Source organism: Xanthomonas dyei, from assembly GCF_002939865.1.
Classification (GTDB): Bacteria; Pseudomonadota; Gammaproteobacteria; order Xanthomonadales; family Xanthomonadaceae; genus Xanthomonas; species Xanthomonas dyei.
Genome location: NZ_MDEE01000002.1, coordinates 147,150 through 171,516, shown reverse-complemented (window position 1 = coordinate 171,516; position 24,367 = coordinate 147,150). Strand labels below are relative to the sequence as shown.

22 protein-coding genes, 2 tRNA genes, 1 other RNA gene and 1 pseudogene are annotated in these 24,367 nt (G+C 64.3%); 13 read left to right on the top strand and 13 right to left on the bottom strand.

The annotated features are described in order from the left end of the window. The first annotated feature begins 132 nt into the window (after window positions 1-132). The 3 genes from XdyCFBP7245_RS03350 (at window position 133) to yccS (ending at window position 4,348) form a co-directional block, all read left to right on the top strand. Window positions 133-1,326: an AAA family ATPase gene (locus XdyCFBP7245_RS03350; RefSeq protein WP_104614381.1), complete on the top strand. Its 1,194-nt coding sequence runs from the start codon at window positions 133-135 to the stop codon at window positions 1,324-1,326. Then, the gene (locus tag XdyCFBP7245_RS03345; RefSeq protein WP_104614380.1) at window positions 1,323-1,904 is read left to right on the top strand and encodes a DUF4276 family protein; all 582 of its coding nucleotides are present in this window, start codon (window positions 1,323-1,325) and stop codon (window positions 1,902-1,904) included. Before XdyCFBP7245_RS03350 ends, XdyCFBP7245_RS03345 begins: the two co-directional genes overlap by 4 nt. 227 nt (window positions 1,905-2,131) lie before the next feature. Then, window positions 2,132-4,348, top strand: a complete 2,217-nt coding sequence (yccS, locus tag XdyCFBP7245_RS03340; protein ID WP_170068480.1) for a YccS family putative transporter — start codon at window positions 2,132-2,134, stop codon at window positions 4,346-4,348. A 167-nt stretch (window positions 4,349-4,515) separates the two neighbouring features. On the opposite strand, the gene XdyCFBP7245_RS03335 is transcribed toward yccS, so the two are convergent. Together XdyCFBP7245_RS03335 and XdyCFBP7245_RS03330 are read right to left on the bottom strand one after the other, a co-directional pair. Next, a non-coding RNA gene (locus XdyCFBP7245_RS03335) (sX9 sRNA) lies at window positions 4,516-4,592 on the bottom strand. Between the two features lie 61 nt (window positions 4,593-4,653). Continuing rightward, window positions 4,654-5,844, bottom strand: a complete 1,191-nt coding sequence (locus tag XdyCFBP7245_RS03330) for an MFS transporter (protein WP_104614378.1) — start codon at window positions 5,842-5,844, stop codon at window positions 4,654-4,656. A gap of 97 nt (window positions 5,845-5,941) precedes the next feature. Between XdyCFBP7245_RS03330 and XdyCFBP7245_RS03325 the strand changes: the two genes are divergently transcribed. The 4 genes from XdyCFBP7245_RS03325 to XdyCFBP7245_RS03310 all read left to right on the top strand — a co-directional run bounded on the left by XdyCFBP7245_RS03325 (window position 5,942) and on the right by XdyCFBP7245_RS03310 (window position 9,893). Then, window positions 5,942-6,844 (top strand): LysR family transcriptional regulator, encoded by a 903-nt coding sequence (locus XdyCFBP7245_RS03325; RefSeq protein ID WP_104614377.1) that lies wholly within the window; start codon window positions 5,942-5,944, stop codon window positions 6,842-6,844. A 66-nt stretch (window positions 6,845-6,910) separates the two neighbouring features. After that, the gene (locus XdyCFBP7245_RS03320; protein WP_104614376.1) at window positions 6,911-8,833 is read left to right on the top strand and encodes an MFS transporter; all 1,923 of its coding nucleotides are present in this window, start codon (window positions 6,911-6,913) and stop codon (window positions 8,831-8,833) included. A 305-nt stretch (window positions 8,834-9,138) separates the two neighbouring features. Next, window positions 9,139-9,483, top strand: a complete 345-nt coding sequence (locus tag XdyCFBP7245_RS03315) for a CD225/dispanin family protein (protein ID WP_104614375.1) — start codon at window positions 9,139-9,141, stop codon at window positions 9,481-9,483. Continuing rightward, the gene (locus XdyCFBP7245_RS03310; RefSeq protein ID WP_104614374.1) at window positions 9,483-9,893 is read left to right on the top strand and encodes a DUF2752 domain-containing protein; all 411 of its coding nucleotides are present in this window, start codon (window positions 9,483-9,485) and stop codon (window positions 9,891-9,893) included. The genes XdyCFBP7245_RS03315 and XdyCFBP7245_RS03310 overlap by 1 nt, the downstream gene beginning before the upstream one ends. Window positions 9,894-10,178: 285 nt before the next feature. On the opposite strand, the gene XdyCFBP7245_RS23685 is transcribed toward XdyCFBP7245_RS03310, so the two are convergent. The 6 genes and pseudogenes from XdyCFBP7245_RS23685 to XdyCFBP7245_RS03285 form a co-directional block, all read right to left on the bottom strand. Then, on the bottom strand, window positions 10,179-10,775 hold the full coding sequence (locus tag XdyCFBP7245_RS23685; protein ID WP_146091640.1) for a hypothetical protein: 597 nt from the start codon (window positions 10,773-10,775) through the stop codon (window positions 10,179-10,181). Between the two features lie 78 nt (window positions 10,776-10,853). Beyond that, window positions 10,854-11,747, bottom strand: coding sequence for a regulatory signaling modulator protein AmpE (gene ampE / locus XdyCFBP7245_RS03305; protein WP_104614373.1), 894 nt, complete (start codon window positions 11,745-11,747; stop codon window positions 10,854-10,856). A 133-nt stretch (window positions 11,748-11,880) separates the two neighbouring features. Continuing rightward, window positions 11,881-12,780, bottom strand: a complete 900-nt coding sequence (nudC, locus tag XdyCFBP7245_RS03300; protein WP_104614372.1) for an NAD(+) diphosphatase — start codon at window positions 12,778-12,780, stop codon at window positions 11,881-11,883. 320 nt (window positions 12,781-13,100) lie between these two features. Then, window positions 13,101-13,487: an iron-sulfur cluster insertion protein ErpA gene (erpA, locus tag XdyCFBP7245_RS03295; RefSeq protein ID WP_055853212.1), complete on the bottom strand. Its 387-nt coding sequence runs from the start codon at window positions 13,485-13,487 to the stop codon at window positions 13,101-13,103. A gap of 80 nt (window positions 13,488-13,567) precedes the next feature. Next, on the bottom strand, window positions 13,568-14,017 hold the full coding sequence (locus XdyCFBP7245_RS03290) for a bactofilin family protein (RefSeq protein ID WP_104614449.1): 450 nt from the start codon (window positions 14,015-14,017) through the stop codon (window positions 13,568-13,570). Window positions 14,018-14,023: 6 nt separating this feature from the next. Next, a pseudogene (locus XdyCFBP7245_RS03285) lies at window positions 14,024-14,758 on the bottom strand (DUF6776 family protein); the annotation flags it as partial. A gap of 127 nt (window positions 14,759-14,885) precedes the next feature. Here XdyCFBP7245_RS03285 and XdyCFBP7245_RS03280 point away from each other — a divergent pair. From XdyCFBP7245_RS03280 to XdyCFBP7245_RS03270, 3 genes are read left to right on the top strand one after another with little or no spacing between them, the layout of a single operon-like run. After that, on the top strand, window positions 14,886-15,512 hold the full coding sequence (locus XdyCFBP7245_RS03280; RefSeq protein WP_104614371.1) for a DUF4126 domain-containing protein: 627 nt from the start codon (window positions 14,886-14,888) through the stop codon (window positions 15,510-15,512). A gap of 38 nt (window positions 15,513-15,550) precedes the next feature. Then, window positions 15,551-17,509 (top strand): EAL domain-containing protein, encoded by a 1,959-nt coding sequence (locus XdyCFBP7245_RS03275; RefSeq protein ID WP_170068479.1) that lies wholly within the window; start codon window positions 15,551-15,553, stop codon window positions 17,507-17,509. A 39-nt stretch (window positions 17,510-17,548) separates the two neighbouring features. Beyond that, window positions 17,549-19,807 (top strand): ATP-binding protein, encoded by a 2,259-nt coding sequence (locus tag XdyCFBP7245_RS03270; protein WP_104614447.1) that lies wholly within the window; start codon window positions 17,549-17,551, stop codon window positions 19,805-19,807. A gap of 267 nt (window positions 19,808-20,074) precedes the next feature. Here the strand turns inward: XdyCFBP7245_RS03270 and bfr are convergent, their stop codons facing one another. From bfr to XdyCFBP7245_RS03255, 3 genes are all read right to left on the bottom strand, one after another. Next, complete coding sequence (gene bfr / locus XdyCFBP7245_RS03265; RefSeq protein ID WP_055853222.1) at window positions 20,075-20,545, bottom strand: bacterioferritin; 471 nt, start codon at window positions 20,543-20,545, stop codon at window positions 20,075-20,077. A 259-nt stretch (window positions 20,546-20,804) separates the two neighbouring features. Next, the gene (locus tag XdyCFBP7245_RS03260) at window positions 20,805-21,014 is read right to left on the bottom strand and encodes a (2Fe-2S)-binding protein (RefSeq protein WP_104614370.1); all 210 of its coding nucleotides are present in this window, start codon (window positions 21,012-21,014) and stop codon (window positions 20,805-20,807) included. Between the two features lie 80 nt (window positions 21,015-21,094). Then, window positions 21,095-21,712 carry an RNA pyrophosphohydrolase gene (locus XdyCFBP7245_RS03255; RefSeq protein WP_104614369.1) on the bottom strand — a complete coding sequence of 206 codons (618 nt, stop codon included), beginning with the start codon at window positions 21,710-21,712 and terminating at the stop codon, window positions 21,095-21,097. A gap of 118 nt (window positions 21,713-21,830) precedes the next feature. Here XdyCFBP7245_RS03255 and XdyCFBP7245_RS03250 point away from each other — a divergent pair. Further along, a tRNA-Met gene (locus XdyCFBP7245_RS03250) sits at window positions 21,831-21,907 on the top strand. A gap of 52 nt (window positions 21,908-21,959) precedes the next feature. Then, window positions 21,960-22,034: transfer RNA gene (locus XdyCFBP7245_RS03245), tRNA-Gln, on the top strand. Window positions 22,035-22,514: 480 nt separating this feature from the next. Here the strand turns inward: XdyCFBP7245_RS03245 and rpsI are convergent. Both rpsI and rplM read right to left on the bottom strand, forming a co-directional pair. After that, the gene (gene rpsI, locus XdyCFBP7245_RS03240; protein WP_055853228.1) at window positions 22,515-22,907 is read right to left on the bottom strand and encodes a 30S ribosomal protein S9; all 393 of its coding nucleotides are present in this window, start codon (window positions 22,905-22,907) and stop codon (window positions 22,515-22,517) included. Between the two features lie 2 nt (window positions 22,908-22,909). Next, the gene (rplM, locus tag XdyCFBP7245_RS03235) at window positions 22,910-23,338 is read right to left on the bottom strand and encodes a 50S ribosomal protein L13 (protein ID WP_006451009.1); all 429 of its coding nucleotides are present in this window, start codon (window positions 23,336-23,338) and stop codon (window positions 22,910-22,912) included. Window positions 23,339-23,519: 181 nt separating this feature from the next. Between rplM and coq7 the strand changes: the two genes are divergently transcribed. Next, window positions 23,520-24,173: a 2-polyprenyl-3-methyl-6-methoxy-1,4-benzoquinone monooxygenase gene (coq7, locus tag XdyCFBP7245_RS03230; RefSeq protein WP_104614368.1), complete on the top strand. Its 654-nt coding sequence runs from the start codon at window positions 23,520-23,522 to the stop codon at window positions 24,171-24,173. The last annotated feature ends 194 nt before the right edge of the window (window positions 24,174-24,367 follow it).

Here is a 24,367-nt window from a genome sequence, read left to right as displayed (position 1 = left end):
AAACACACTTAACCTGGTTGATTGACCCTAACCTGATACCGGCTGGCAGGAGATTACAAGTGGTCCGGATGCGTCGAGTACACCACTATGCATCTGCTTTCATAATGATTAATTACGCGCGGAGCCCACAGCATGAAGATTGAGTCAATCCGGCTAAGGAACTTCAAGGCATTCCGCGACGTGCACTTGAAGGACATGCCTTCGTTTCTCGTGGTCGTTGGTGCCAATGGATCGGGCAAGAGCACGCTGTTCGATGTGTTTGGCTTTCTCCATGACTGCCTAAAGGGAAACGTTCGGCAAGCACTGGACAAGCGGGGACGTTTCCGGGAGGTTCTCAGCCGCGGATGTGATCCCACAATCGATTCCATTCTGATCGAACTGCAGTACCGAATGGAAATAACCGGTGTAGAGCGACTGGTAACCTACTCAATCGAGATTGGCGAAGAGAATGGCACTCCCATCGTGCAAAGGGAGCTATTACGCTATAAACGCGGACGCTACGGTAGCCCCTATCACTTCTTGAACTTCTCCAAAGGTGAAGGTTATGCAATCACCAACGAAGAGGACTTCAAAAAACCCGATGAAGAATTGGACAGAGAAAGTCAGAAGGTCTCTCCTGATACACTGGCGATCAAAGGCCTGGGACAATTCGAGCGTTTCAAGGCTGCCAATGCATTCCGACAACTGATCGAGAACTGGCACGTCTCTGACTTTCACATCAATGCAGCGAGAGGGCGCAAGGAAGCCACCGGCGATTCTGAACACTTGTCGGAAAGTGGCGACAACTTACCGCTAGTTGCGCAATACATGAATGAACGTCATCCGCAAGTATTTCGGCGCATCCTCGACATCATGGCGCGACGCGTTCCTGGAGTGGCCTCTGTCGAACCTAAACTGATGGACGATGGCTATCTGACCCTAAGGTTCCAAGACGGTTCGTTCAAAACACCTTTCCTTGACCGATATGTTTCTGACGGCACGATCAAGATGTTCGCCTACTTAGTACTTCTTTACGACCCATCTCCTCATCCACTACTTTGCGTCGAGGAACCGGAAAACCAACTTTATCCGCAACTCATGACCGAACTGGCGGAAGAATTCCGCATGTATGCCGAACGTGGGGGTCAGGTTCTAGTATCTACTCATTCGCCTGATTTCCTGAATTCTGCCGAACTCGACGAGGCATGCTGGCTGGTAAAGAGAAATGGGTGCACCGAAGTTCATCGCGCGCGCGACAACCAACAGATCTCCAACTATGTCAAGGAGGGCGACCAACTTGGTTATCTTTGGAAACAGGGATTCTTCGACGGAGTCGATCCGCAATGAGGGAACTTGTATTTCTTCTAGAAGAGCCTTCCGCTCGAGCCATGCTGGAAAGCTTACTGCCTAGGATCTTGTCAGATGACATCAAGTATCGGCTTATCGCTTTCGAAGGCAAGCAAGATTTGGAAAAACAATTGGAACGTCGCATCCGTGGATATCAGAATTCACTAGCCCGATTCGTCATACTGAGAGATCTGGACAGTCACCCCGACTGTCGAGCGGTCAAACAGAATCTACTGGAAATTTGCAGGCTTTCTGGAAAGATTCAATTCTGCCTAGTGAGAATTGCGTGCACAGAGCTTGAGACTTTCTACCTCGCCGACCTCCAGGCGGTCGGCATGGCTCTGCAGATGAGCAGGCTTGCCTCTCATCAGAACAATCGCAAGTTCAGATCGCCAGACGCTCTTGGCAATCCAAGTAAAGAGCTTAAGTTCATAACAAATAACCGGTATCAAAAGGTAGCTGGCTCGCGGGAGATCGGGAAGTACCTTCAATTGGACAATGCTCGCTCTGCGAGCTTTCGCAACCTTGTAACCGGCGTCAAACGAATGGAAGCAGAACTACTGGCTATTTCGGCCTGAAGATAGCAGTCATTTGGGAGGTACCGCGCCTTCAACCTGTAACCGGTCCACTGGGCCTGCGCATTCCATCGCAGCGACGTCGGCTGGCCCGCGAGTGCTCCGCACAAGTCCGAGCATGTGAGGAGCGCGTTAGCAGAGCGCCCTACTGACAAAGAACTAGCCGCTCTCCACACCGGTGGCGCGTGCCTGCGGCAATAATGCCCGGGCACGCTTGCCCATCAGAGACCGTGGCCACCACTTCCTTCGAATCCCGCCTCAGCCGCCTGTGGGCCCATGAAAAGGCCAGCTACGGGCTGCGTGTGTTCATCGCGTTGGCGGTGGCCATGGGCGTGTGCTGGCACTGGCAGCAACTCACCGCAGTCCCGGCGCTGTTTCTGGGCACCATCGCCAGCGCCATCGCCGAAACCGACGACAACTGGTTGGGCCGCATCAAATCGGTGCTGCTGTCGTTGCTGTGCTTTGCCGCAGCGGCGGCGGCAGTGACGCTGCTGTTCCCGTACCCGCTGCCGTTCGTGATCGGCATGGCGGTGGCCACTTTCTCGCTGACCCTGCTGGGCGCACTGGGCGAGCGCTACGCCTCCATCGCGCAGGCCACGGTGGCGTTGTCGATCTACGCCATGATCGGCATGGACCAGCACGGCAGCCACGATCCGCTGGTGGCCTGGCATGGCGCGGCGTTGCTGTTGATCGGCGCCACCTGGTACGGCGTGCTGTCGATCCTGTGGACCATCCTGTTCGCCAATCGCCCGGTGCGCGAGCGGCTGTCGCGGTTGTTCTTCGAGCTGGGCCTCTATCTCAAGCGCAAGGCCGACCTGTTCGAACCGGTGCGGCAAAGCGACCTGCATGCGCGCCGGCTGGCGCTGGCCGAACAGAACGCCAAGGTCGTCGGCGCACTCAATGCCGCCAAGACCGCGATCATCAGCCGCTTCGGGCGCTCGGGGCGGCCGGGCGTGCAATCGGGCCTGTATTTCCGGCTGTATTACATGGCGCAGGAATTCCACGAACGCGCCAGTTCGTCGCACTATCCCTACGAAGCGCTGACCGATGCGTTCTTCCACAGCGATGTGCTGTACCGCTGCCAGCGCCTGCTTGCACTGCAGGGCAAGGCCTGCACCGCGTTGGGCGAGGCGATCCGGCTGCGGCAGCCGTTCGACTATGGCGACAACAGCCGTCTGGCCACCGAAGACCTGCGCCAGTCGCTGGATTATCTGCATGCGCGCGCCGACCCCGCACTGGCCCGCCTGCTCGGCGCGCTGGAACTGCTGGTCACCAATCTGCAGACCATCGAACGCAAGCTCTCCGAAGCGGCGCAATCCGATTCCACCAGCGACAACCTCGACACCCGCCTGCGCGATTCCTCGCCGCACACCTTGCGCGAAATGGCCGCGCGGCTCGGCCAGCAACTCACGCCCGGCTCGGTGCTGTTCCGGCATGGCCTGCGCATGGCCATCGCGCTGGTGGCCGGCTATGCGGTGATGCAATCCATCCATGCCGACAACGGCTACTGGATCCTGCTCACCACCGCGTTCGTGTGCCGGCCCAACTACGGTGCAACCCGCCTGCGGCTGGTGCAGCGTATCGCCGGCACCTTGATCGGCCTGGTCGCCACCTGGGCACTGATGCAGCTATTCCCCGGCACCGAGGTGCAGCTGCTGCTGGCCTTGGTCGCCGCGCTGGTGTTCTTCATTACCCGCACCGATCGCTACATGCTGGCCACCGCCGGCATCACGGTCATGGCGCTGTTCTGCTTCAACCTGCTCGGCGATGGTTTCGTGTTGATCTGGCCGCGCCTGATCGACACCGTGATCGGCTGCGCCATCGCCGCGGCGGCCTCGTTCCTGATCCTGCCCGACTGGCAGGGCCGTCGCCTCAACCAGGTGATGGCCACGGTGCTGGCCAGCTGCGCGCGCTATCTGGCCCAGGTGCTGGAGCAATATGCGAGCGGCATGCGCGACGATCTGCCCTACCGTATCGCACGCCGCGACATGCACAACGCCGATGCGGCGTTGTCGGTGGCGCTGTCCAACATGCTGCGCGAGCCGGGCCGCTTTCGACGCAATCTGGATGCGGGTTTCCGCTTCCTCGCACTGTCCAATACCTTGCTGGGCTACCTGTCCGCGCTGGGCGCGCACCGCGCCGCGCTCGATGGCGAACACGACGCCACCATCATCGCCCGGGCCGGCGACTATCTGCAGCGTGCGCTTGGCGACATCGCTACCGCATTGAGCCAACGCCACCCACTGCCGGCGCATGACGAAACCGAAGAGTTGGCCATGGCCGATGCGCTGGAACAGCACGCCGTGCAGTTGCCGCCCAAGCAGCGTCTGGTGCGCGACCAACTCGCACTCACCTTGCGCCTGCTGCCCAAGCTGCGCGCCGCTGCGGTGGCGGTGACCGATGCGCCGGCCGAGAGTGCGGCGCGTCTGGCGGTGAGCAAACACTAGCGGCGTTTGAGGACAGTGCGGGCTGCGGCCGGTCATCGACCACGCCGCGCAGCCCGGCGGCATTGGCGCAACACCTGCGCGCAACGTCGCAAAAGCCAAGCGCTTCAGATGCGCGCATCCGTGCAGCGTGCGAGGACGCGTCACTACGCATCGGCAGCGCGTGGAGCGGCTAACACACCGTCGCGAGCCGCCGTCAGCTGCGTGCGGACGACGCACGCAGAACCGGAATCTACGGGTGGTACCTACCGCACCGAGCCCCGGCGACGCCCGCCTGACGGTGGGCGCAGTCGTTGTGTTAGCCGCTGCTACTTCCAGGTGTTGCGCGACACGCTCCAGCCCACCCAGCCCAATGCCGCCACCGCCAGCAGCGCACCGCCGATCACCACACCGCTCCAGCCGGCCTGCGCGTAGGCTGCCGTGCTCAAGGTCGACCCCAGCGCGCCGCCGATGAAGTAGCAGGTGATGTAGGCCGAGGTGATGCGGTTGCGCGCCTGCGGATTGCGCTGATAGATCACGCTCTGATTGGCGATGTGCACGCCCTGCACTGCGATATCCAGCAGCAGCACGCCCACGATCAGCAACGCCATCGAGTGCGGCGCAAACGCCAGCAGCCCCCACGACACCAGCAACATCAGCAGCCCACCCCAACTCACGCGGTCGCCGTGGCCGTGGTCGGACCAATGCCCGGAACGATTGGCCGCCAACGCACCGGCCGCACCGATCAAGCCAAACAGCCCGATCACCGCGGTGCCATAACCATAATTCGGACCGGACAACAGAAACGCCAGCGTGGTCCAGAACATGCTGAAGCCGGCAAAGATCAACCCACCCAGCACCGAGCGCGCGCGCAGCACCGCATCGTCGCGCAGCAGCGTCACCACCGACCCCACCAACTGCGGATACGACAACTGCGCATTACCCGGGTGCCGCGGCAGCCCGCGCCATAGCAATGCGGCGGTGATCAGCAGCAAGCCGGCAGCAATCCAGTACACCGTGTGCCAGCCGCCCACGCCGGCCAGCAGCCCGGCGGCGGTGCGCGCCAGCAGGATGCCCAGCAGCAAGCCGCTCATCACTGTGCCGATCACCCGGCCCCGCTCGTGCGGTGCCGCCAGCGTGGCCGCGAATGGCACCAGGATCTGCGCCGCCACCGAACTGGCGCCAGTGACAATGGTGCCGACCAGCAACATCGCAAAGCTGTGCGAGCTGGCACTGATCAGCAGGCCCAGTGCGCTGAGCACGAACAGGCCCACGATCAGGCTGCGCCGCTCCAGCCGATCGCCCAATGGCACCAGCAACAGCAAGCCGGCCGCGTACGCCAGCTGCGCCGCGGTCACCATCGCCCCGGCGCTGCGCACCTGGATGCCGAAGGTCTGCGCCAGCGTTTCCAGCAGCGGCTGGGCGTAGTAGTTGCTTGCCACCGCCAACCCGGTAGCGGCGGCCATCAACAGCACCAGGCGGCGCGGCAAGGGCGGATGGGCGGCGGGGTCGACGGTCATGGCAGAGGCCTGTGGAAGGAATGGAGGCAGTGTGGGCGGCGGCAATGCATCTTTCCAATGTATTGTTTTCACCGTATCCATCTTGTTTCGAGATCGCATGCTCACCCTGCGCCAGCTGGAATTTGCCGTGGCCGTAGCCGACGAAGGCGGCTTCACCGCGGCCGCACGCCGCTGCAACACGGTGCAATCGGCGCTCAGCCATCAGGTGGCCAAGATCGAAGAGACGCTTGGCGCGCGGCTGTTCGAGCGCGGCACCCGCCGGGTACGCCCCACCGCGGCCGGCGAAGTCTTTCTGCACAACGCCCGCGAAACCCTGCGCGCGGCCGAACGCCTGCACGAAGAAATGGCCCAGGCACTGGGCACCGTGCGCGGCCGGCTCACGCTGGGGCAGATCTCCTCGCTGAGCACGGTGCAGGTGCCGCAGCTGCTGCGCCAGTTCCGCACCGCACATGCGCGGGTAGACGTGCACCTGCGCACCGCCATGAGCGAGGCCTTGCTGCACGATCTGGGCGAAGGCCGGCTGGATGTGGCCCTGGTCGGCGTCGGCCCGCAGGTCGCGGTACCGGAGCAGCGCCTGCTCCTGCACGAAGAATCGCTCGCCTTGATCGTCGCCCCCGGCCATCGCTTTGCCGCGCGCAAGCGGGTGGCCCTGGCCGAGCTGGAGGACGAACCGATGGCCGGGCTGATCCCCGGTGCCGGGGTACGCGGCATCATCGATGCGGCCTTCGAGCAGGCCGGGCTACGGCAGCGCCAGCAATACGAAGTCACCCACGCCGACCTGATGCGCGAACTGGTCGCCGCCGACCTGGGCGTGGGCATCGTGCCGCACACCATGGCCAGCGCCATGCGCGAGGTGGTGACGGTCGCGCTCAAGGAGCGCTTCCGCTTTTTGACCTACGCGGTGTGGCGGCCGGACCCCACCCCGGCCGCACGCGCGTTCGTGGCGCTGCTGCGTGACCAGGCGGCGCAGCGTGCACCATCGACTGGCCGGTCGCGCTAAGCGCACCGGCCCTCCACCAGCACCGTGGAAGCCTGCTAGGCTGCGCGCGTTCGCAAAGGAAACTGCATGTCCGGTCACAGTCAGTTCGCCCTGCTAAGGCAGCGCCGCTTCTTGCCGTTCTTCGCTGTCCAGGCGCTGGGCGCGTTCAACGACAACGTCTATCGGCAGGCCATCATCGGTCTGTTGTTCTATCTCGGCATCGATGCGGCGCAGCGCACGCTCTACACCAATCTGGCGCCGGCGCTGTTCATCCTGCCGTACTTCCTGTTCTCCGCGCTGGCCGGCCAGATCGCCGAAAAACTGGAGAAGCAGAAGCTCATCGTGATTACCACCACGATGGAGATCGCCATCATGTCGCTGGCCGCGGTGGGCTTCATCACCGAGAACATGGTGATCCTGCTGGTCGCGCTGTTCTGCACCGGCCTGCAATCCACGCTGTTCGGGCCGGTGAAATATTCGATCCTGCCCTCGGTGCTCAAACCCGAGGAACTCACCGGCGGCAATGGCCTGGTCGAGATGGGCACCTCGATCTCGATCCTGTGCGGCATGATCTTCGGCGGGCTGATCTTCCAGATCGCCGGCAGCCATGGCCCGGTCGCCGCAGCCACCGCGGTGATCGCCATCGCCGTCACCGGCAACCTGGTGGCACGGCTGGTGCCCAAGGTCGATGCAGGCGCGCCGGCGCTGAAGATCAACTGGAACCCCATCCCCGAATCGCGCGCCATCATGCGCCTGACCCGGCGCACGCCGGCCGTGCGCAACTCGGTGCTGGGCGTGTCGTGGTTCTGGTTCGTCGGCACCGTGCTCACCGCGCAGCTGCCCACCTACGCGCAGCTCAATCTCGGCGGCCAGCAAGACCTGTACGTGTTTGCGCTGGCGCTGTTTTCGATCGGCACCGGGGTCGGCTCGCTGCTGTGCGAACGGCTGTCCGGGCGCACCGTGGAAATCGGCCTGGTGCCGCTGGGTGCGTTCGGCATCAGCGCGTTCCTGCTGGACCTGTATTTCGCCCGCCCCGGCGCCGCGCCGGTGAGCGATCTGTCGATCGGCCAGTTCGTGCGGCAGGCCGGCAGCGTGCGGCTGATCATCGACCTGGTCGGCATCGGCCTGTTCACCGGTCTGTTCGTGGTGCCGTTGTTCGCGCTGATCCAGAGCCGCACGCCCAAGGCCGAACTGTCGCGCGTCATCGCCGGGCTCAACATCCAGAATTCGCTCTTCATCGTGGCCGCCGCCATCATCGGCATCGCGCTGCAGCTGCCGCAGGTGGTGCTGTTCGGCATGCGCATTCCGATGCCGGGGCTAAGCATTCCGCAGGTGTTTCTGGCGCTGGCCATCGCCAACACGCTGGTGGCGCTGTGGATCTTCACCCTGGTGCCCGAGTTCCTGATGCGCTTTCTCAGCTGGGTGCTGGTGAGCGTGTTGTACCGGCTGCGCGCACGCGACATCGACACCCACGTGCCCGACGATGGCGCCGCCTTGCTGGTGTGCAACCACGTCAGCTACATGGACGCGCTGATCCTGTCGGCGGTAATTCCGCGCCCGGTGCGTTTTGTCATGTACTACAAGATCTTCCGCATCCCGGTGATGCGCTGGATCTTCCGCACCGCCAAGGCCATTCCGATCGCCGGCGCGCGCGAAGACCCTGCGCTGATGCAGCAGGCGTTCGACCGCATCGACGCCGCGCTGGCCGATGGAGAGCTGGTGTGCATCTTTCCGGAGGGTGCGTTGACCAAGGACGGTGAGATTGCCGCGTTCAAGTCCGGTGTCGAAAAGATTCTGGAGCGTCGCACCGTGCCGGTGATTCCGATGGCGCTGCGTGGTATGTGGTCAAGCATGTGGAGCCGCCGCGATACCCGCCTGGGTCGCATGCGCGTGCCGCGCCGGATGCGTGCGCAGATCGAAGTGGTCGCCGGCCCCGCCGTTGCCGGCGACCAGGCCAGCGCCGCGTTGCTCGAACAGCAGGTCCGGGCACTGCGCCAGCACCAACCGTGAGCAGCCTTGGTGCGGGCTTTGCGTCCGTCGCGCACCGCGAGTAGCCTGTGCGCCACTGCACGCTTTGTCGCCGCGTTCGCCAAGCGGACGCGGCAGGTCGTACCGGGGGATGTCGTCGTGCTCTATCTGGTGTCTGAGGCATCTGCCGCAACCGGCAGCCGGCGCGCCTGTCGGCGGCGCGCGGTTGCAGCCCTGCACCGCCCTGCAAGCACGTCGCACGCTTTTATCCATCGCGCTGCGACCGTCATTACCCTCCCCACGCGCCCGATCCGTTTGTTGTCGTTTACCACCCAAGGAGCTTCACCATGAGTGCCATCCCACCGCCGATCCATCCCTCGTCTAGCGCGGCCCCCGGCCCGGTGCCCAATCACCTGATCTGGGCGATCGTCTCCACCGTGCTCGGCTTCTGCCTGTGCTGCCCGTCCCTGATCAGCGGCATCGTGGCGATCGTGTTCTCCAGCAAGGTCAACGGCCTGCTCAACCAGGGCGATATCGACGGCGCCCGTCGCGCCTCCAACACCGCCAAGACCTGGTGCATCGTGACCAGCGTGCTGGCCGCGATCGGCCTGCTGGTCAACATCGGCATGGTCGCCACCGGCGGCATGCAGGGGTACTCGGATTACATGCAGCAGCTGCAGCACATGCAGTAATGGAACTGCGTCCACGCCACTGGCTTGGACTGGGGGCGGCCACCAGCGTGGCCGCCTTTGGCGTATCGCTGCTCTATCGCTTCGATCCGAACGCGAGCAACAGCCCGTTCCCGCCCTGCATTTTTCGCGCCGTCACCGGCTGCTACTGCCCCGGTTGCGGCATGACCCGCGCGTTGTATGCGCTGGTGCATTTCGATCTTCCTGGCGCCTTCGCCATGAATCCGGCCGCCGTGCTCGGCCTGTTCACCCTGCCCGGCCTGATCGCCTGGAAAGCCGGCTGGCGCGCGCGCTGGTTCGCACCGGTGGTGAGCGTGATGTCCGAACCGAAATTCTGGTTATGGGCACTCCCCACATACTGGATTGCGCGAAATCTGCCGTGGTACCCGTTTACGCTGCTGGCGCCGGGCTAGGCGTCACGAACATCCGTCTAGCCTTACACATCACCTAAATCTCAGGAGAAAATAGATGGCTATCAGCCTGGTCCGAAGCGCATCGCAGACTCCACGGGCAAACCGGATAGGAGGCAGCGGGATAACAAGCAAACCCCAGGCAATACGCCTTCCCTCAAACCTCACAAACACAAAAAAGGCAAAATGACGATGACTATTACCCTCGCATCTCGCAACACCTGAATTAAACCGGGCAGCAAAGAAGTTTTTGATTTGAATGATCTGTGTAGCTTCAGCCTGCATGGATCAAGGCAGCTTGCGACCGACAATTACGTAGAAAGCCCCGGAGCGCCACCCTCCAATGGAGTTCTGTTTGACTGCCTCCAACCTCGCGTCAATTCCACTGGCAATCAGAACGTCAACAACCGATTCAATTTGGGCTGAATTTCCTTCTCCTGTATAGCTAACCGCTACATAGCCTGGGAGGTCATTGAGAGAAGTTTTAACCAAGTCAGGGACAACGCTGCCAGCTTGAGTAAACGCTGCAACTAAATCACTCGCAAAATCACAGCTCTCACCATCCATCATTCGACATGCCACAACGATAGGTAGGCCTTTGAGCTGAATCGTATTGATAATCTTGGCTCGCTGTTGATCTGAGAGTCTGCGAGGAGCAGCTTGCTGTTTGAATTCGCCAAGCTCTTTGCGAGCGGCGAAGGCCTCGATCTGAGCGCTTTGGATGGATGCTGTGCTGATGCGAGATGAAATCTGCTTCTCTCTGCGCTCCACATAGTAGCGAGCACCAGCAGCTAGGCCGCCGAGCACAGGAAGGATCACAGACACCCAAAGGAATATTTGACTCCAACGGCGAAGGCTTTCAATAGTTAGTTGATCGTCTGGCATGTCTCATAGTCCTAACCCTTCGTTCAAATGCTAGGCATAAGAATTGCCTAAGGAGGCAGTGCAGTTTAAACGCACCGTTTACCGCACCCACCCCGCAATCACCAGCAACGCCAGCACCACCATCCACAGCAGCAGCACGCGCCACACCAGGCTCATTGCATCGCGCACTTCCGGCAGCCGGCGCCAGATCGGTACCAGGCCCGAATCGGTGTAGTCGTGCGCTTCTTCGCGCAGCTCGGCACTGACACTGGCACGCGCGACGGCACCGAGAAAATGCGGCTCCAGCGACCAGCGGTTGCCATGCGCTTGCCGCCACGCGCGGAACACCGTGTCGAAGTTGCCGACCAATGCCATCGACACCGTGATCAGCTGCGCTACCGGCCATTCCAGCACCGCCAGCAGCCAGCGCGCGCCGGCAAGATTGCGCGGCGGCAGCAGCACCGCCAGCGGGCTTTCCACCGCCAGCGCGGTCAGGCGATACAACACCGCGCCGAATGGCCCCAGCAACAGAAACCACCACAGCACCGCAAACCAGCGCCGCAGGCCATTGACCACCACCGCCTCGACCAGCGACGGCGCATCCTCGTGCACGCTGCCGCCGGCGGCCTGCAACTGCGAGATCGCATCGCGCCGCGCGCTCGGTTCGTCGGCATCGATCACCGCCTCGACATCGCGATCCAGATCGCGCGGCCCCCAGGTCCAGGCCAGCACCGCCACGCCGAACAGCAGCGACAGGAACCCGTGCCAGACATCGTCCAGCAGCCACTGCAGCACGAGCACTACAAACAGGGCCGGAAATAGCGCCAGCAGCACCCCATAGCGGCCCTGCCAGGCGCCACGTCCGGCGGCATCACTGTCTAGCCTGCGCAGCCAATGACCAAACCATTCAAAACGCCGCAGCCTGGCCACCTGCGCCGGCACCAGATGGCCCAGCGTGAGTGCGACGACGACGGCAACCAGGGTGGTGAACATGGGTATCCCTCTTCAGCCGAGTCTAGCCGAGCGGACACAACCGCCCTGTAACGCGTTTCGCGTGCCGATACAGTGCTTACTGGAAAGGCGTGCAAGCGCACTTGCCAGCTGCGAGCACTTGCAGTCAGCGCCCTCAGCCATGCGTGCGATACCACTGCTCGATCAGCGCGCGCGCAATCGAAATGGCAGGCGGCAGCCCAATCCCGTCCTCGCCGCCTTGCCCGGCCAGCGCGGCGCCGACCTCGGCATGACTCACCCAGCGCGCGTCTTCCAGCTCACCGGTCACCTGCGGCACTTCGCTCGCCGCCGCATGCGCAGTAAAGCCCAGCATCAGCGCACCCGGGAATGGCCACGGCTGCGCGCCGGCATAGCTGCAGTACTCGATCCGCACCCGGGTCTCTTCGTGCACCTCACGCGCCACCGTCTGTTCCAGCGACTCGCCCGGCTCCACGAATCCGGCGATCACCGAATAACGCCGCGGCGCCCAGCTGGCCTGGCGGCCCAACAGCAAACGTTGCCCGTCGCTGACCGCGACAATGATCGCCGGGTCCACGCGCGGATAGTGCTCGGTCTGGCACTGCGTGCAATGCGCGATGAAGCCGGCGCGGCGCAACACGATCGCCCCGCCGCAGACGCCGCAGAAGCGCGTGCGCGATTGCCAGTGCAGCATGGCCCGCGCATACGACACCGCGGTGGCGATCTCCGCCGGCCACTCGGCCGCGGCCTGGCGCAGGTCCACACGCTGTGGCGCCTTGATGTCCAGCGGGTCGGCCGACAGGCAGAACCAGCCTTGGCCATCGCGCACGCCCAGAAAGATTGCCGCCTCCGGCCCATCGGCAAGCGTGGAGCCCTGCAGCAGCAACGGTTGCCCCTGCCCATCGGCCAGCGCGGTGCCCTTGGCATCGATCAGCAGCACGTTGCCTTGCGGCCACAGGTGCGCCAACGCAGCGGGATCGTCACGCAACGCATCGCCACGATCGAGCGGCGCGTGGGTGAAGGCAAAACCGGATAACGGAAAAGTAGATTCTGACATCGGCGCAAGCCTGCCGATAATTGGCGACACCCGCAACCAGCAGTGCATGACGATCGACACGGCGCAGGCGCGCGTAGTGGGCTGGCACTCATGGCAGGGTCGCTGATGATGACAACCAGTCGACGATGCTGGTGCGATGCACCTGCAGCGGAGGGCTATCGCAGCGCGTTTGCGCCATCGGTATCGATCATCTCAGCGATGATCGCGCGCTGCGCTCGATCAGGCCACGTCGGCTGGCCCGTACTGCACGACACCCGTCAGCGCAGCCAATGCCCCCATCAAACGATCACGACAACGCAACCGAAGCCCACCGAACAACCTCAGACGCTGAAGCTGCTACCGCACCCGCAGGTGGTCTTGGCATTGGGGTTACGGATCACGAACTGCGCGCCGGTCAGGCTCTCGGTGTAATCCACCTCGGCGCCCATCAGGTATTGCAAGCTCAGCGGGTCGACCAACAGCGTCACCCCATCGGTGGCCACGGCCAGATCGTCTTCGGCGCGGTTCTCGTCGAACTCGAAACCGTACTGGAAGCCGGAACACCCGCCTCCCTGGATATACACGCGCAACGCCAGCTCGGCGTTGCCCTCTTCCTGGATCAGCTCGCGCACCTTGGCGGCGGCAGCTCCAGAAAAGTTCAGCGGCCGGTCGATGGACTGGTAGTCCGGGGCCGGGGCGGCAGTGGGAAGCGAAACGAGCGTACTCATGGCGTCAGCATGGGGGCCAAGCGGCCCCACTTCAAGTTGATCGTGCCCGCAAGGCGCCCGCGCTTCAGCCGCGTGCCCGCTCAGGCCTCGGCGGTTTCGGCCCGCAGGGCCTTGACCGGCTCGGTACGGCTGCCTTCCGGGGCCGGCAGTGCGGCGGTCGCACCCGCCGTGGCGGCATGGATCAACCGCCCGGTGAGCTGCGCACCGGCGCTCATTTCCACCACTTGATAGTGCACGTTGCCCTGTACCCGCGCATTGGCGGCCAGCTCGACCCGCTCGGCCGCATGCACGTCGCCGGTCAGCTGACCATTGATGATCACCACCGGCGCACGCACTTCGCCCTCGATGCTGCCCTGCTCGGCCACGGTCAGGATCGCGCTGGCGCCGTCTTCGGCAATCACCTTGCCCAGGATGCGGCCTTCCACATACAGGCCACCGCTGAAGGTCAGGTCGCCGCGGATCACCACCTGCGGCCCGATCAAGGTATCGACCACGGTCTGCGCACCACGGTTGGACTTGTTTCCGAACATGAGCTGCTCCCCCGCGCCATTGCCGGCGACTTTCCAATCGAATGTCTGATTGACCGGCGCCCCGTCGCCGCTCAGGGAGATTTTGACACGTTGCGGAGTGAAATCCTTCGGCAGGATCACGCTGCCGTCCAACTGCTGGAAATAGCGGAACGAATACGGCTGCGCGGCGGCATCGGGCTTCTGGTGCAGCTCGTTCCAGCTCACCGTCACCAGCTTGCCGGCGCGCACGCCTTCCACCGCAAAGCGCAGCTGGCCCTGGCTGATCGTGCCACGGTTGAGGTTCTGGGTCAGCACCACGCTGTAATTCCAGGTCCCGCCGGCTTCGGCGGTGAACTGCACCGAGTGCGCATTGAGCCCCTTGCGCTGCGCGGTGGAGCCCACCAGCCGCTCGTAGAAGGCCACATCGGCGCGCAGCGCGGCGATCTGCTCGTCGCGCTCGGCCAGCGAGGCCTGCACTTCGGTATTGGCGGCGCGGCTGATCTTGTCGGACATCGCCAGATTGACCTGGCGCTGCTGCAATTGTTCGATCAGCCGGCGCTGCTGGGCCTGGCTGCGCTGGGCCTGCTGCAAGGCCGTCTCGGCCTCGACCAGGCGTGGCGCCGCGGTGCGACTGGCCATCCACCACACCGCGCCCAGCGAGGCCAGCCAGAGCAGGACGACCACGATCCACAGCCAGCGGCCGCTGGAAGGGCCAGCGCCCGACTCCCGTTGGACGATGTGAACGCGTGCGGCTGGTCTCATGGGCATCGGGTCCGGACAGGCCGGCGCTGTGGCGGCGGCGTAGTGTGCCAGAGCCTCGCCGGCCGTCGCGCTGGCGCTGAGCCGCCCGTTATCCGATAGTTCCGCATTGTTCGCAGGAAGCAACGCCATGAGCGAAGCCCATCTGTTCGTGATCGGCATCCTGCTGGCCTGGCTGGCCGGCATCCGCGTCTACCTCACCGTGTTCGGCGTCGGCCTGGCCGGCCTGCTCGGCTGGATCGAGCTGCCGCCGGCCTTGCATCCGGCGCAATCGTGGTGGGTGCTGGGCACCTCCGGCGCGTTGGCGGTGGCCGAATTCTTTGCCGACAAGATTCCCGGCGTGGATTCGGGCTGGGATCTGCTGCAAACCTTGGCGCGGGTGCCGGCCGGCGCGTTTCTGGCCGCCGCCACGCTGTCGCCGGATGGCGACCTGGGCGCGGGCGCGCTGGCAGCCGGCGCTGGCGTGGCGTTGACCAGCCACACGCTCAAGGCCGGCACCCGCGCACTGCTCAACACTTCGCCGGAGCCGGCCAGCAACTGGGTCGCGTCACTGGCCGAAGACACCATCGCCACCACTGCGTTGGCCCTGGCCTTGGCGCATCCGTGGTTGGCATTGAGTCTGGCAGTGGGGTCCAGCGTGTTGGTCGCGCTGGTGGTGTGGTGGGTGTGGCGATTGTTGTGGCGTGGTATGCGCCGGCTGGTCGCGCCAATGCGCGCTTCGAGCACGCCGGCTGCACGCCGCTCCCCGCTATCGTGAAGTTCATCGCATAATCATCGCGACTGCAGGGAGTATCGATGGCCGCCCGAGATCCGGTTCCTTTCACCACCCGTGACGACACCGCCACGCGTAATCGCCCGCTGCGCGCCGAGACGCCGCCAGCCGACTATTGGCGTCGCTGGGCCGACGAGGCCGCCAGCGCACCCGATGACAGCGCGCCGGTGAGTGCGGCCATCATTCCCGCGCCCGCCGCGGCCAATCTTCCCAGCCATGCGGCATCCATTGCACCGGCGCGTGCTACGGCCAATGCCGGCGCCACGCGTGTTGCGACGGCGCCGTCCTCCGCGGCGCCCGCAGTCAACACCGATGGCGGCGACACTGTCGCGGCCGATGCGCCGTATCGGGTCTTGATCGTCGAAGACGACCGCTCCCAGGCCTTGTTCGCACAGAGCGTGCTGCATGGCGCCGGCATGCACGCGCAGGTCGAAATGACCGCCGCCAGCGTGCCGCAGGCGATCCAGGACTATCACCCGGATCTGATCCTGATGGACCTGCACATGCCCGAGCTGGACGGCATCCGCCTGACCACCTTGATCCGCCAGCAGCCGGGTCAGCAGCTGCTGCCGATCGTGTTCCTCACCGGCGACCCCGACCCGGAGCGTCAGTTCGAAGTGCTCGACAGCGGCGCCGACGATTTCCTCACCAAACCGATCCGCCCGCGCCACCTGATCGCCGCGGTGTCCAACCGCATCCGCCGCGCGCGCCAACAGGCGCTGCAGCTGGCCGGCGAGCAGGTCAGCGTGCGCAGCAACCCGGAAACCGGTTTGCCCACGCGCGGCCATGTGATGGAACTGCTCGCCGATGCGCTGGAGCGCAAACAATCCGGCGGCCTGTTCTTCATCGAGATCGCCAGCGCACTCGGCCTGCGCGAACGCTACGGCTACGCCGCCTACGAACGCCTGATGACCCAAGCCGGGCATCGTCTGGCCAGTGCCGCCCAGCCGTATCCGCTGGCGCGCTTGAACGACAACAGCTTCCTGCTGCTGGCCGTGGAGATGGACGAGGCCAGTCTGGAACAACGCGCGCTGGACATCCGCGAGCGGCTTTCGGCCAACGCCTTCCCGGTGCGCGAAGAAGAATCGGTGCATGTGCGCTGCGCCATCGGCGCCGCGCCGCTGGGGCTGGGCTTCGACGACACCGGCAGCGCGCTGGAAGCGGTCGAGCGCACCGCGCTGCAGGCACGCCTGCGCAGCGACGGCGTGCAGACCTACCTGGCGTCCAGCCAGGCCGAGCAACAGGAGCAACTGCGCCTGGTCGAAGGCCAGCTCGAATTGGCTTATCAGCCCATCGTGGCAGTGGCCGGCGGCGACACCGCGCAATACCAGGTGCTGCTGCGGCTGCGCCAGGCCGACGGCACGCTGCTGTCGGCTGGCCAGGTGATCCCTGCCGCCGAGGCGGCCGGACGCATCGCCGATCTGGACCAGCAGGTCATGGATCACGCGCTTGGCTTGCTGCATCTGTATCAGCACGCCAGCCCGCCGCTGCGCCTGTTCGTTTCGCAATCGCCGCGCACGCTGGCGCGCGATGCGTTTGCCGACTGGTTGATCGAGGCATTGGTCGAACGCGGCGTGGCCGGGCAATCGCTGATCGTGGACCTGCGGCTGGACGACGCCCTGATCCATGCGGTCACCGTGCAGCAGTTCTGCGCCAAGCTGATGCCGGCCGGCGTGCAGTTTTGCCTGAGCCAGTTCGAACCCGGCGACGAAGCCAACGCGCTGCTTAGCCAGTTGCCGCTGAGTTTCGTGCGCATGGCCAACCGCTTTGCCGATGCGCATGGCAATGCCGCAGTGCGCGACGAACTGCGCAGCGTCATCGATATCGCCCATCAGCGTGGCCTGTTGATCATCGGCCAGCGCATCGAAGACCCGCAGGCGGCCGCTGCGATGTGGATGAGCGGCGTGGATTTCATCCAGGGCAACCTGGTGCAGACCGTCGGCAAGGAACTGGATTTCGACTTCACGAACGCGGTGCTCTAAATGACGGCGCAGGCAGGAGGCCTTCGCGCCTGGAGCGCTTTGGCCACGGTGACCGCACTCACCGCAGCGGTGGGCGCAGGCCTGCAGTGGAGCGACATCCAGGGGCCGTGGCGCGCGCTCACCGCCATCGCTGCGGCACTGGCCGTGGTGTCTGCCCTGTGCGCGGCAGTCGCCGCCCAACGCAGCGCCCGCGCCCAGCAAGGCCTGGCGCAGCGCCTGGACGAGGCGGAAGTTGCCCGCGAACGCCTGCAACAGGAACTGCAACGCCACGGCGAACTCGAACAGGAGCTGCTGCGCGCCAAACAGGCAGCCGAAGCCGCGACGTTGGCCAAGGGCGAATTTCTGGCCACCATGAGCCACGAGATCCGCACCCCGCTCAACGGCATCATTCCGATGCTGGAGCTCATCTCCAGCGGCCAGCTCAGCCTGGACCAGCGCGACATGCTGCAGACCGCCACCGGCAGTTCGCTGCAGCTGCTGCGCATCGTCGACGACATCCTCGACTACTCCAAGCTCGAAGCGAACAAGCTCGAACTGGAGATCACCACCTTCAACCTGCGCGAGTTGCTCGACGGTGTGGTGCAGCTGCTGCAACGCACCGCCGAAAGCCGCCAACTGCGCCTGGGCCTGGACATCGAACCGTCGGTGCGCCTGCTGGTGCGCGGCGACCCGATCCGCCTGCGCCAGGTGCTGGGCAACCTGATCGGTAATGCGATCAAGTTCACCGAGCGTGGCAGCATCGATATCCAGCTGCGCCGCCTGGGCGAAACCCGCGCCCAGCACCTGCTGCGGTTCCAGGTGCGCGACACCGGCATCGGCATCGCACCGGATCAGCAGGCCCGTCTATTCCGCTCCTTCGCACAGGCCGACGCCTCCACCACTCGCCTGTACGGCGGCACCGGGCTGGGCCTGGCGATCTGCAAGCGCATCATCGATCTGATGGGCGGGCGCATCGGCGTGGAATCCGAACCCGGGCGCGGTGCCACGTTCTGGTTCGAGATCCCGCTGCTCAAGGTCATCGGCGACCTGCAGCAGAGCACCGGCGCCGATGCGGCACGGGTGATGGTGATCAGCTCCGACGCACGACTGTCGCAGCGGCTCAAGCGCCTGCTCGACAGCTGGGGCGTATCGCACGTGCTGATGGAAACCACCCAGGAAGCGCTGGAACGCGTGCGCCGCCACAGCGATGGGGAAGGCTTCCGCTGCGTCATCGCCGACCACGACACGCTGCGCTACAGCGCGCGCGCCGTGCATCGCGCGCTGGCCCACCCGGAGGATGCCAGCGGCTCCAAGCTGATCTGGCTCTACGGCGACGAACCGGTGCCGTCCGAACTGCAGGACAACGCCACCCTGGTGCCGCGTCAGAGCCCGGACGAGGTACTGCGGACGCTGGTGCTGCCGCCCGATTCCAAGCCCGTGCATGCGCTGGCCGCAGCGATGATCCCCGAACCGCTGCCGGCCCCGATGGCCAATGCGCGCGAGGTACGCATCCTGCTGGTCGAGGACAACCCGGTGAACCTGCTGGTCGCGCAGAAGCTGCTGGCGGTGCTGGGCTTCGAGGCCGACACCGCCACCGACGGCGAGGCCGCGCTGAGCAGCATGGAATCCACCCGCTACGACATGGTCTTCATGGATTGCCAGATGCCGGTGCTGGACGGTTATGCCGCCACCCGCCGCTGGCGCGCGATGGAAACCGAAGGCGGCGGCCGCCCGATCCCGATCGTGGCGATGACCGCCAACGCCATGGCCGGCGACCGCGAACGCTGCCTGGCCGCCGGCATGGACGACTACCTCTCCAAGCCAGTCGCCCGCGAACAACTCGATGCCTGCCTGCAGCGCTGGCTGCCGCGTCAGCCGCTATTGCCCGGCCCGACCAGCGGCGCAGCCCCGGTCGATCCCGAAAGCGCCAGCGCAGTCGCCCAGGCACGCGCCCTGCCGATCCTGGACAGCAGCGTGATCGACGAGCTGTACGAAGTGGCCGGCGCCGACACCATCACCATCCTGCAGCTGTTCCTGGACGATGCCCCTGGCATCATCGAGCGACTCGAAACAGCGGCCGCCAACCGCGACAGCATGCAGCTGCGCGACCTGGCCCACACGCTCAAATCGTCCAGCGCCAACGTCGGCGCCCAGGCCGTGTCCAACGCTGCGCGGCGCATCGAACTGGCCGCCCGCACCGGCACCATCGAACGCCCCTCGGTGATGGTGGCCCTGGTCATCGCCGAATACGCCCGCGCGCGCCTGGCCCTGCTAGGCCAGGTCGCCCGCCTGCAAGCGGCAACCCGCGCAGCCGGCTGAGCCGAGCAAGCCAAGCCCCGGCGACAAGAACCGACTAGGCAATGCAGTCAAAGAAATCCCGCACCGGAAGAAAAATCTGGCCCCTCTCGGGCCTGGAGAGGGGTTGGGGTGCGGGTACGCGCGAAGCCATATGCAGCCAAGCAGCTGCAGCACAACACGCACCCATCGCCCGCCGCGCTTGCATGCTCACCAGCATTGCATGCGCTAGCGAACCCACCATCTGCGCTGTTCCCGACACAACGCCGACCAGCACCGCGCCGAGCGCGATCAGTCGTCCAGCTTGGTCAGCAGGTAATTGGGCTCGCCGATGCGCGCCACCAGATCCAGCTGGGTTTCCAACCAGTCGATGTGCTCTTCTTCCGACTCCAGGATGTCCACCAGCAACTGGCGGCTGACGTAGTCGTTGACGGTTTCCGCATACGCCACCGCTTCGCGCAACACCGCGACCGCTTCGCGCTCCAGCGTCAGGTCGCAGCGGAACATCTCGGTCGGGTTTTCACCGATACGCAGCTTGCCCAGCGCCTGAAAATTGGGCAGCCCTTCGAGAAAAAGAATGCGGTCGGACAACTTGTCCGCATGCTTCATCTCGTCGATGGATTCTTTGTACTCATGCTCGGCCAGTTCTTTCAGGCCCCAGTTCTTCAGCATCTTGGCGTGCAGAAAATACTGGTTGATCGCAGTGAGTTCGTTGTAGAGCACCTTGTTGAGGTACTCGATGACTTTGGTATCGCCCTTCATGCGATGTCTCCGAGACAGTGAGCCGGCCGCACTCTAACGCGTTGGCGCGGCGCATGAAGGAACGCGAATCGTGATCAGTTGCGTGCTGCCGCCGGGGCATGCGGCAAAGCCGCACATGCCGTATCGCGGGTGACTGAGAGGTGCGGGACGAGCCAGGGCACTGCTCGACGCAACACTTGCGTCCCAACAGTGGCTCAAGCCACCAGCGCACTCAGAGACGCATTACCTGTTGGAGGCGCGCAAGGCGCACCCCCACCAATCAAGCGGCGCTTGCCAGACCCAGCAACGGCAGCGGCAACGCACGGGTTGCGTGCGCCTTGCTCAGCAGGTCGCCGGCCATCTCAAGGCATGAGCCGCAGTTGGAGCCACAGCCCGTGCGCATGGTCAGCTCGGCCAAACTGGCGCAGCCGTTTTCGGCCGCTTCGCGGATCTGGTGGTCGGTGACCCCATTACAGATGCAGACGTACACGGTATCGGTCGGGTGCTGGCGATCCGGAGAGGACCGGTGCTGATTGCACCGCAAACGAGAATAGGTGTCAATTCCAAACGTTAATCATTATTAATCCGTGCGTGCGAAGGCCCGCCGCGCTTGCGTGGACGCTTGCGCGGACTGTCGTGGCCGGCCGCACTGCTACCCGGCAGCCACGCTTCCAGCGCACGCTCGGGCATCGCACCGACCGCCGCAGGGCCTGCCAGATTCTGCGCAAGCGGCGCCAGATGCCGCAGCGCCCGCGCATAGACACCACGCTTGAAGATCACCACGTGCTCGACCGGGTACCAGAAATCCACCCAGCGCCAATGGTCGAACTCGGGGGTATCGGTGTGGTCGAGCTTGAGATGGGACTCGTCGCCAGTGAACTGCAGCAGGAACCACACCTGCTTCTGGCCGATACACACCTGCCGCTCATTGCGGCGGACCGCCCGGCTCGGCAGGCGATAGCGTAGCCATCCAGGTGTGGCGCCGAGCAATTCCACATGCTCGGGCAACAACCCGGTTTCTTCGCGCAACTCGCGGTACATGGCTTCGACGGGCGTCTCATCAGTGTTCATGCCACCTTGCGGGAACTGCCAGCCGTCCCTGCGCACACGTCGTGCCCAGAACACCTGACCGTCCTTCCGCATCAGCACAATGCCAACGTTTGGCCGGAAGCCGTCCGGATCGATCACGATGCGGACTCCTGAAAATCTACTGTCACCGACTCTGCCACGGCGACGCCCGGCTCACAAGCTGAAAACGAAATACTTGACAACACCCAGGCGCATCGCGAGAATTGCCGGCTCCCTAGGCTATGTAGCTCAGCCGGTTAGAGCACAGCACTCATAATGCTGGGGTCGGTGGTTCGAGTCCACCCATAGCCACCACGGTATTCAGGCCTGCACAGGCGTGCTATACTCTGGGACAACACGTTTTTATTGCCCCGTCGCCAAGCGGTAAGGCACCTGACTCTGACTCAGGCATTCGGTGGTTCGAATCCATCCGGGGCAGCCAAACACGAAAGGTCCGATCGAAAGATCGGGCCTTTTTTGTTGCCTGCGCCATATGCAGATGATCCGAATCTCGACACAGCATTTGGCTCACACGCAGATGCCGCGCGCTGTATTCGGCCATTGCCTACCGGGGGAATGCACAACTCCTAAAGCCCTTGTCACCTGAGTGACATCGGGCACGGTCGCGCATCGGAGCCTACGATAGACGTAACGGGCCGGGATGGAATCTTCGTCATCGGCGCGCACGCGCGTGAATGCACATCACCTGCCAGGCACCGCCCACGACCCCGGCGCACCGAACCACCGAACCACCGAGACCCGTGCCATCCAATGACCCCGGCGGACCGGGACCAACATTAGAGCAGTCGCCTCGCTGCCTTCAAACAGTCCAACCGACACACGCCGAAACGACAAAAGCCCGGCATTGCCGGGCTTTTGAAGCAGGCGCCCCAGCAAGCCGGGACGCAGCAAACGCAATGAATTAGCGCTTGGAGAACTGGGTCGCGCGACGGGCCTTGTGCAGACCGACCTTCTTACGCTCGACTTCACGGGCGTCGCGAGTCATGAATCCAGCCTTGCGCAGCTCGGACTTCAGGGTTTCGTCGTACTCGACCAGCGCACGGGAAATGCCAAGACGAATCGCACCGGCCTGACCGGTGGTGCCGCCGCCGGAGGCGGTGACCAGAATGTCGAAGCTTTCGGTGTTCTTGGTGAGCTCAAGCGGCTGACGCACGATCATGCGCGCCGTCTCACGGCCGAAGAACTCATCCAGCGGACGGTCGTTGACGGTGATCTTGCCGGTACCCTTGCGCAGGAACACGCGAGCGGTGGAGGACTTGCGGCGGCCAGTGCCGTAGTTTTGCGTGATAGCCATGATTAGATATCCAGAACTTGCGGCTGCTGGGCGGCGTGCGGATGCTCGGCACCCGAATACACCTTGAGCTTGCGGTACATGGTGCGGCCCAGGGGGCCCTTCGGCAACATGCCCTTGACGGCGATTTCGATCACGCGCTCCGGGTGGCGCTGCAGCGCCTGCTCCAGGCTCTCGGTCTTCAAATTACCGATGTAGCCGGTGAAGCGGTGATACTTCTTGTCTTTCAGCTTATTGCCCGTGACCACGATCTTTTCGGCATTGATCACCACGAGGTAATCGCCAGTATCGACGTGAGGGGTATAGATCGGCTTGTGCTTACCGCGCAGGCGGCTAGCCAGTTCGGTGCAGAGACGGCCAAGCGTCTTGCCGGCGGCGTCAACGAGATACCAGTCGCGCTGGACGGTCTCGGACTTGGCGGTGAACGTAGTCATGAGGAAGCTCTTGAGTAGTCGGGCGGATTGCAGCGGCGATGACCGCTGGAACTTTGCCACGCGTTGTGAAGGCGGAACATAAGAGGCGGGATTGTACGCGTCAGCCCGCAGCGGCGCAAGTCGCGCGCCTGTCGGGGTCAAGGCGGTTGGCAGCGGATCGGCCGGGCGCCAGAATCGCGCCATGACCAAGACCTCCCCTACCCGACTGCACAGCCCGCTCGATCGACTCTTGGTCGAAGCCCAGCGCGCGCTGGAGACCGTCTTCGGCAACCCGCCCGCCGAGCGCCCCAACCCCGCTGCCGACACCCCCGATGTCGTATTGCAACCAGAGCAGCGACGCCATGCCGCCGGGCTGATGCGCATCAACCATGTCGGCGAGGTCTGTGCGCAAGGCCTGTACTTCGGCCAGGCGGCAGTCGCCCGCGACGCGCACACCCAGCATCACCTGCTGGAAGCCGCGCAGGAAGAAACCGACCATCTGGCCTGGTGCGCGGATCGCCTGCATGAGCTGGACAGCCGCCCCAGCCTGCTCAACCCGGTCTGGTATACCGGCAGCTACGCGTTAGGCGCCCTGGCCGGGCTGCGCGGCGACGACTGGAGCCTGGGCTTCGTGGTCGAGACCGAGCGCCAGGTGGAAGCCCATCTGGACGAACACCTGGAGACCCTGCCGGAGATCGACCAACGCAGCCGCGCGATCCTGCGCGTAATGAAGATCGACGAAGCCCGCCACGCCGACCAGGCCGAACAAGCCGGCGCCCGCATCCTCCCGCCCCCCATCCCCACCGCCATGGCTTTGGCCTCCAAGCTGATGAAGACGGTTGCTTATCGGTTTTAGGAGATTTGGCATTCGCGGCTGGCGGCTGGCGGCTGGCGAGCAGGTTCCGGCCTGCAGTGACGCGCGCACCGTAGAGTGAGAAACACCGCTGCAACGCGAGCCGAAAGTCATCGCGAAATGAAGCCTGCCGTCCAAGCAACCTCTTCGAAAACAGCAACCACCCAGCACAACATGGCTGCGCCCAACCAGCAGCA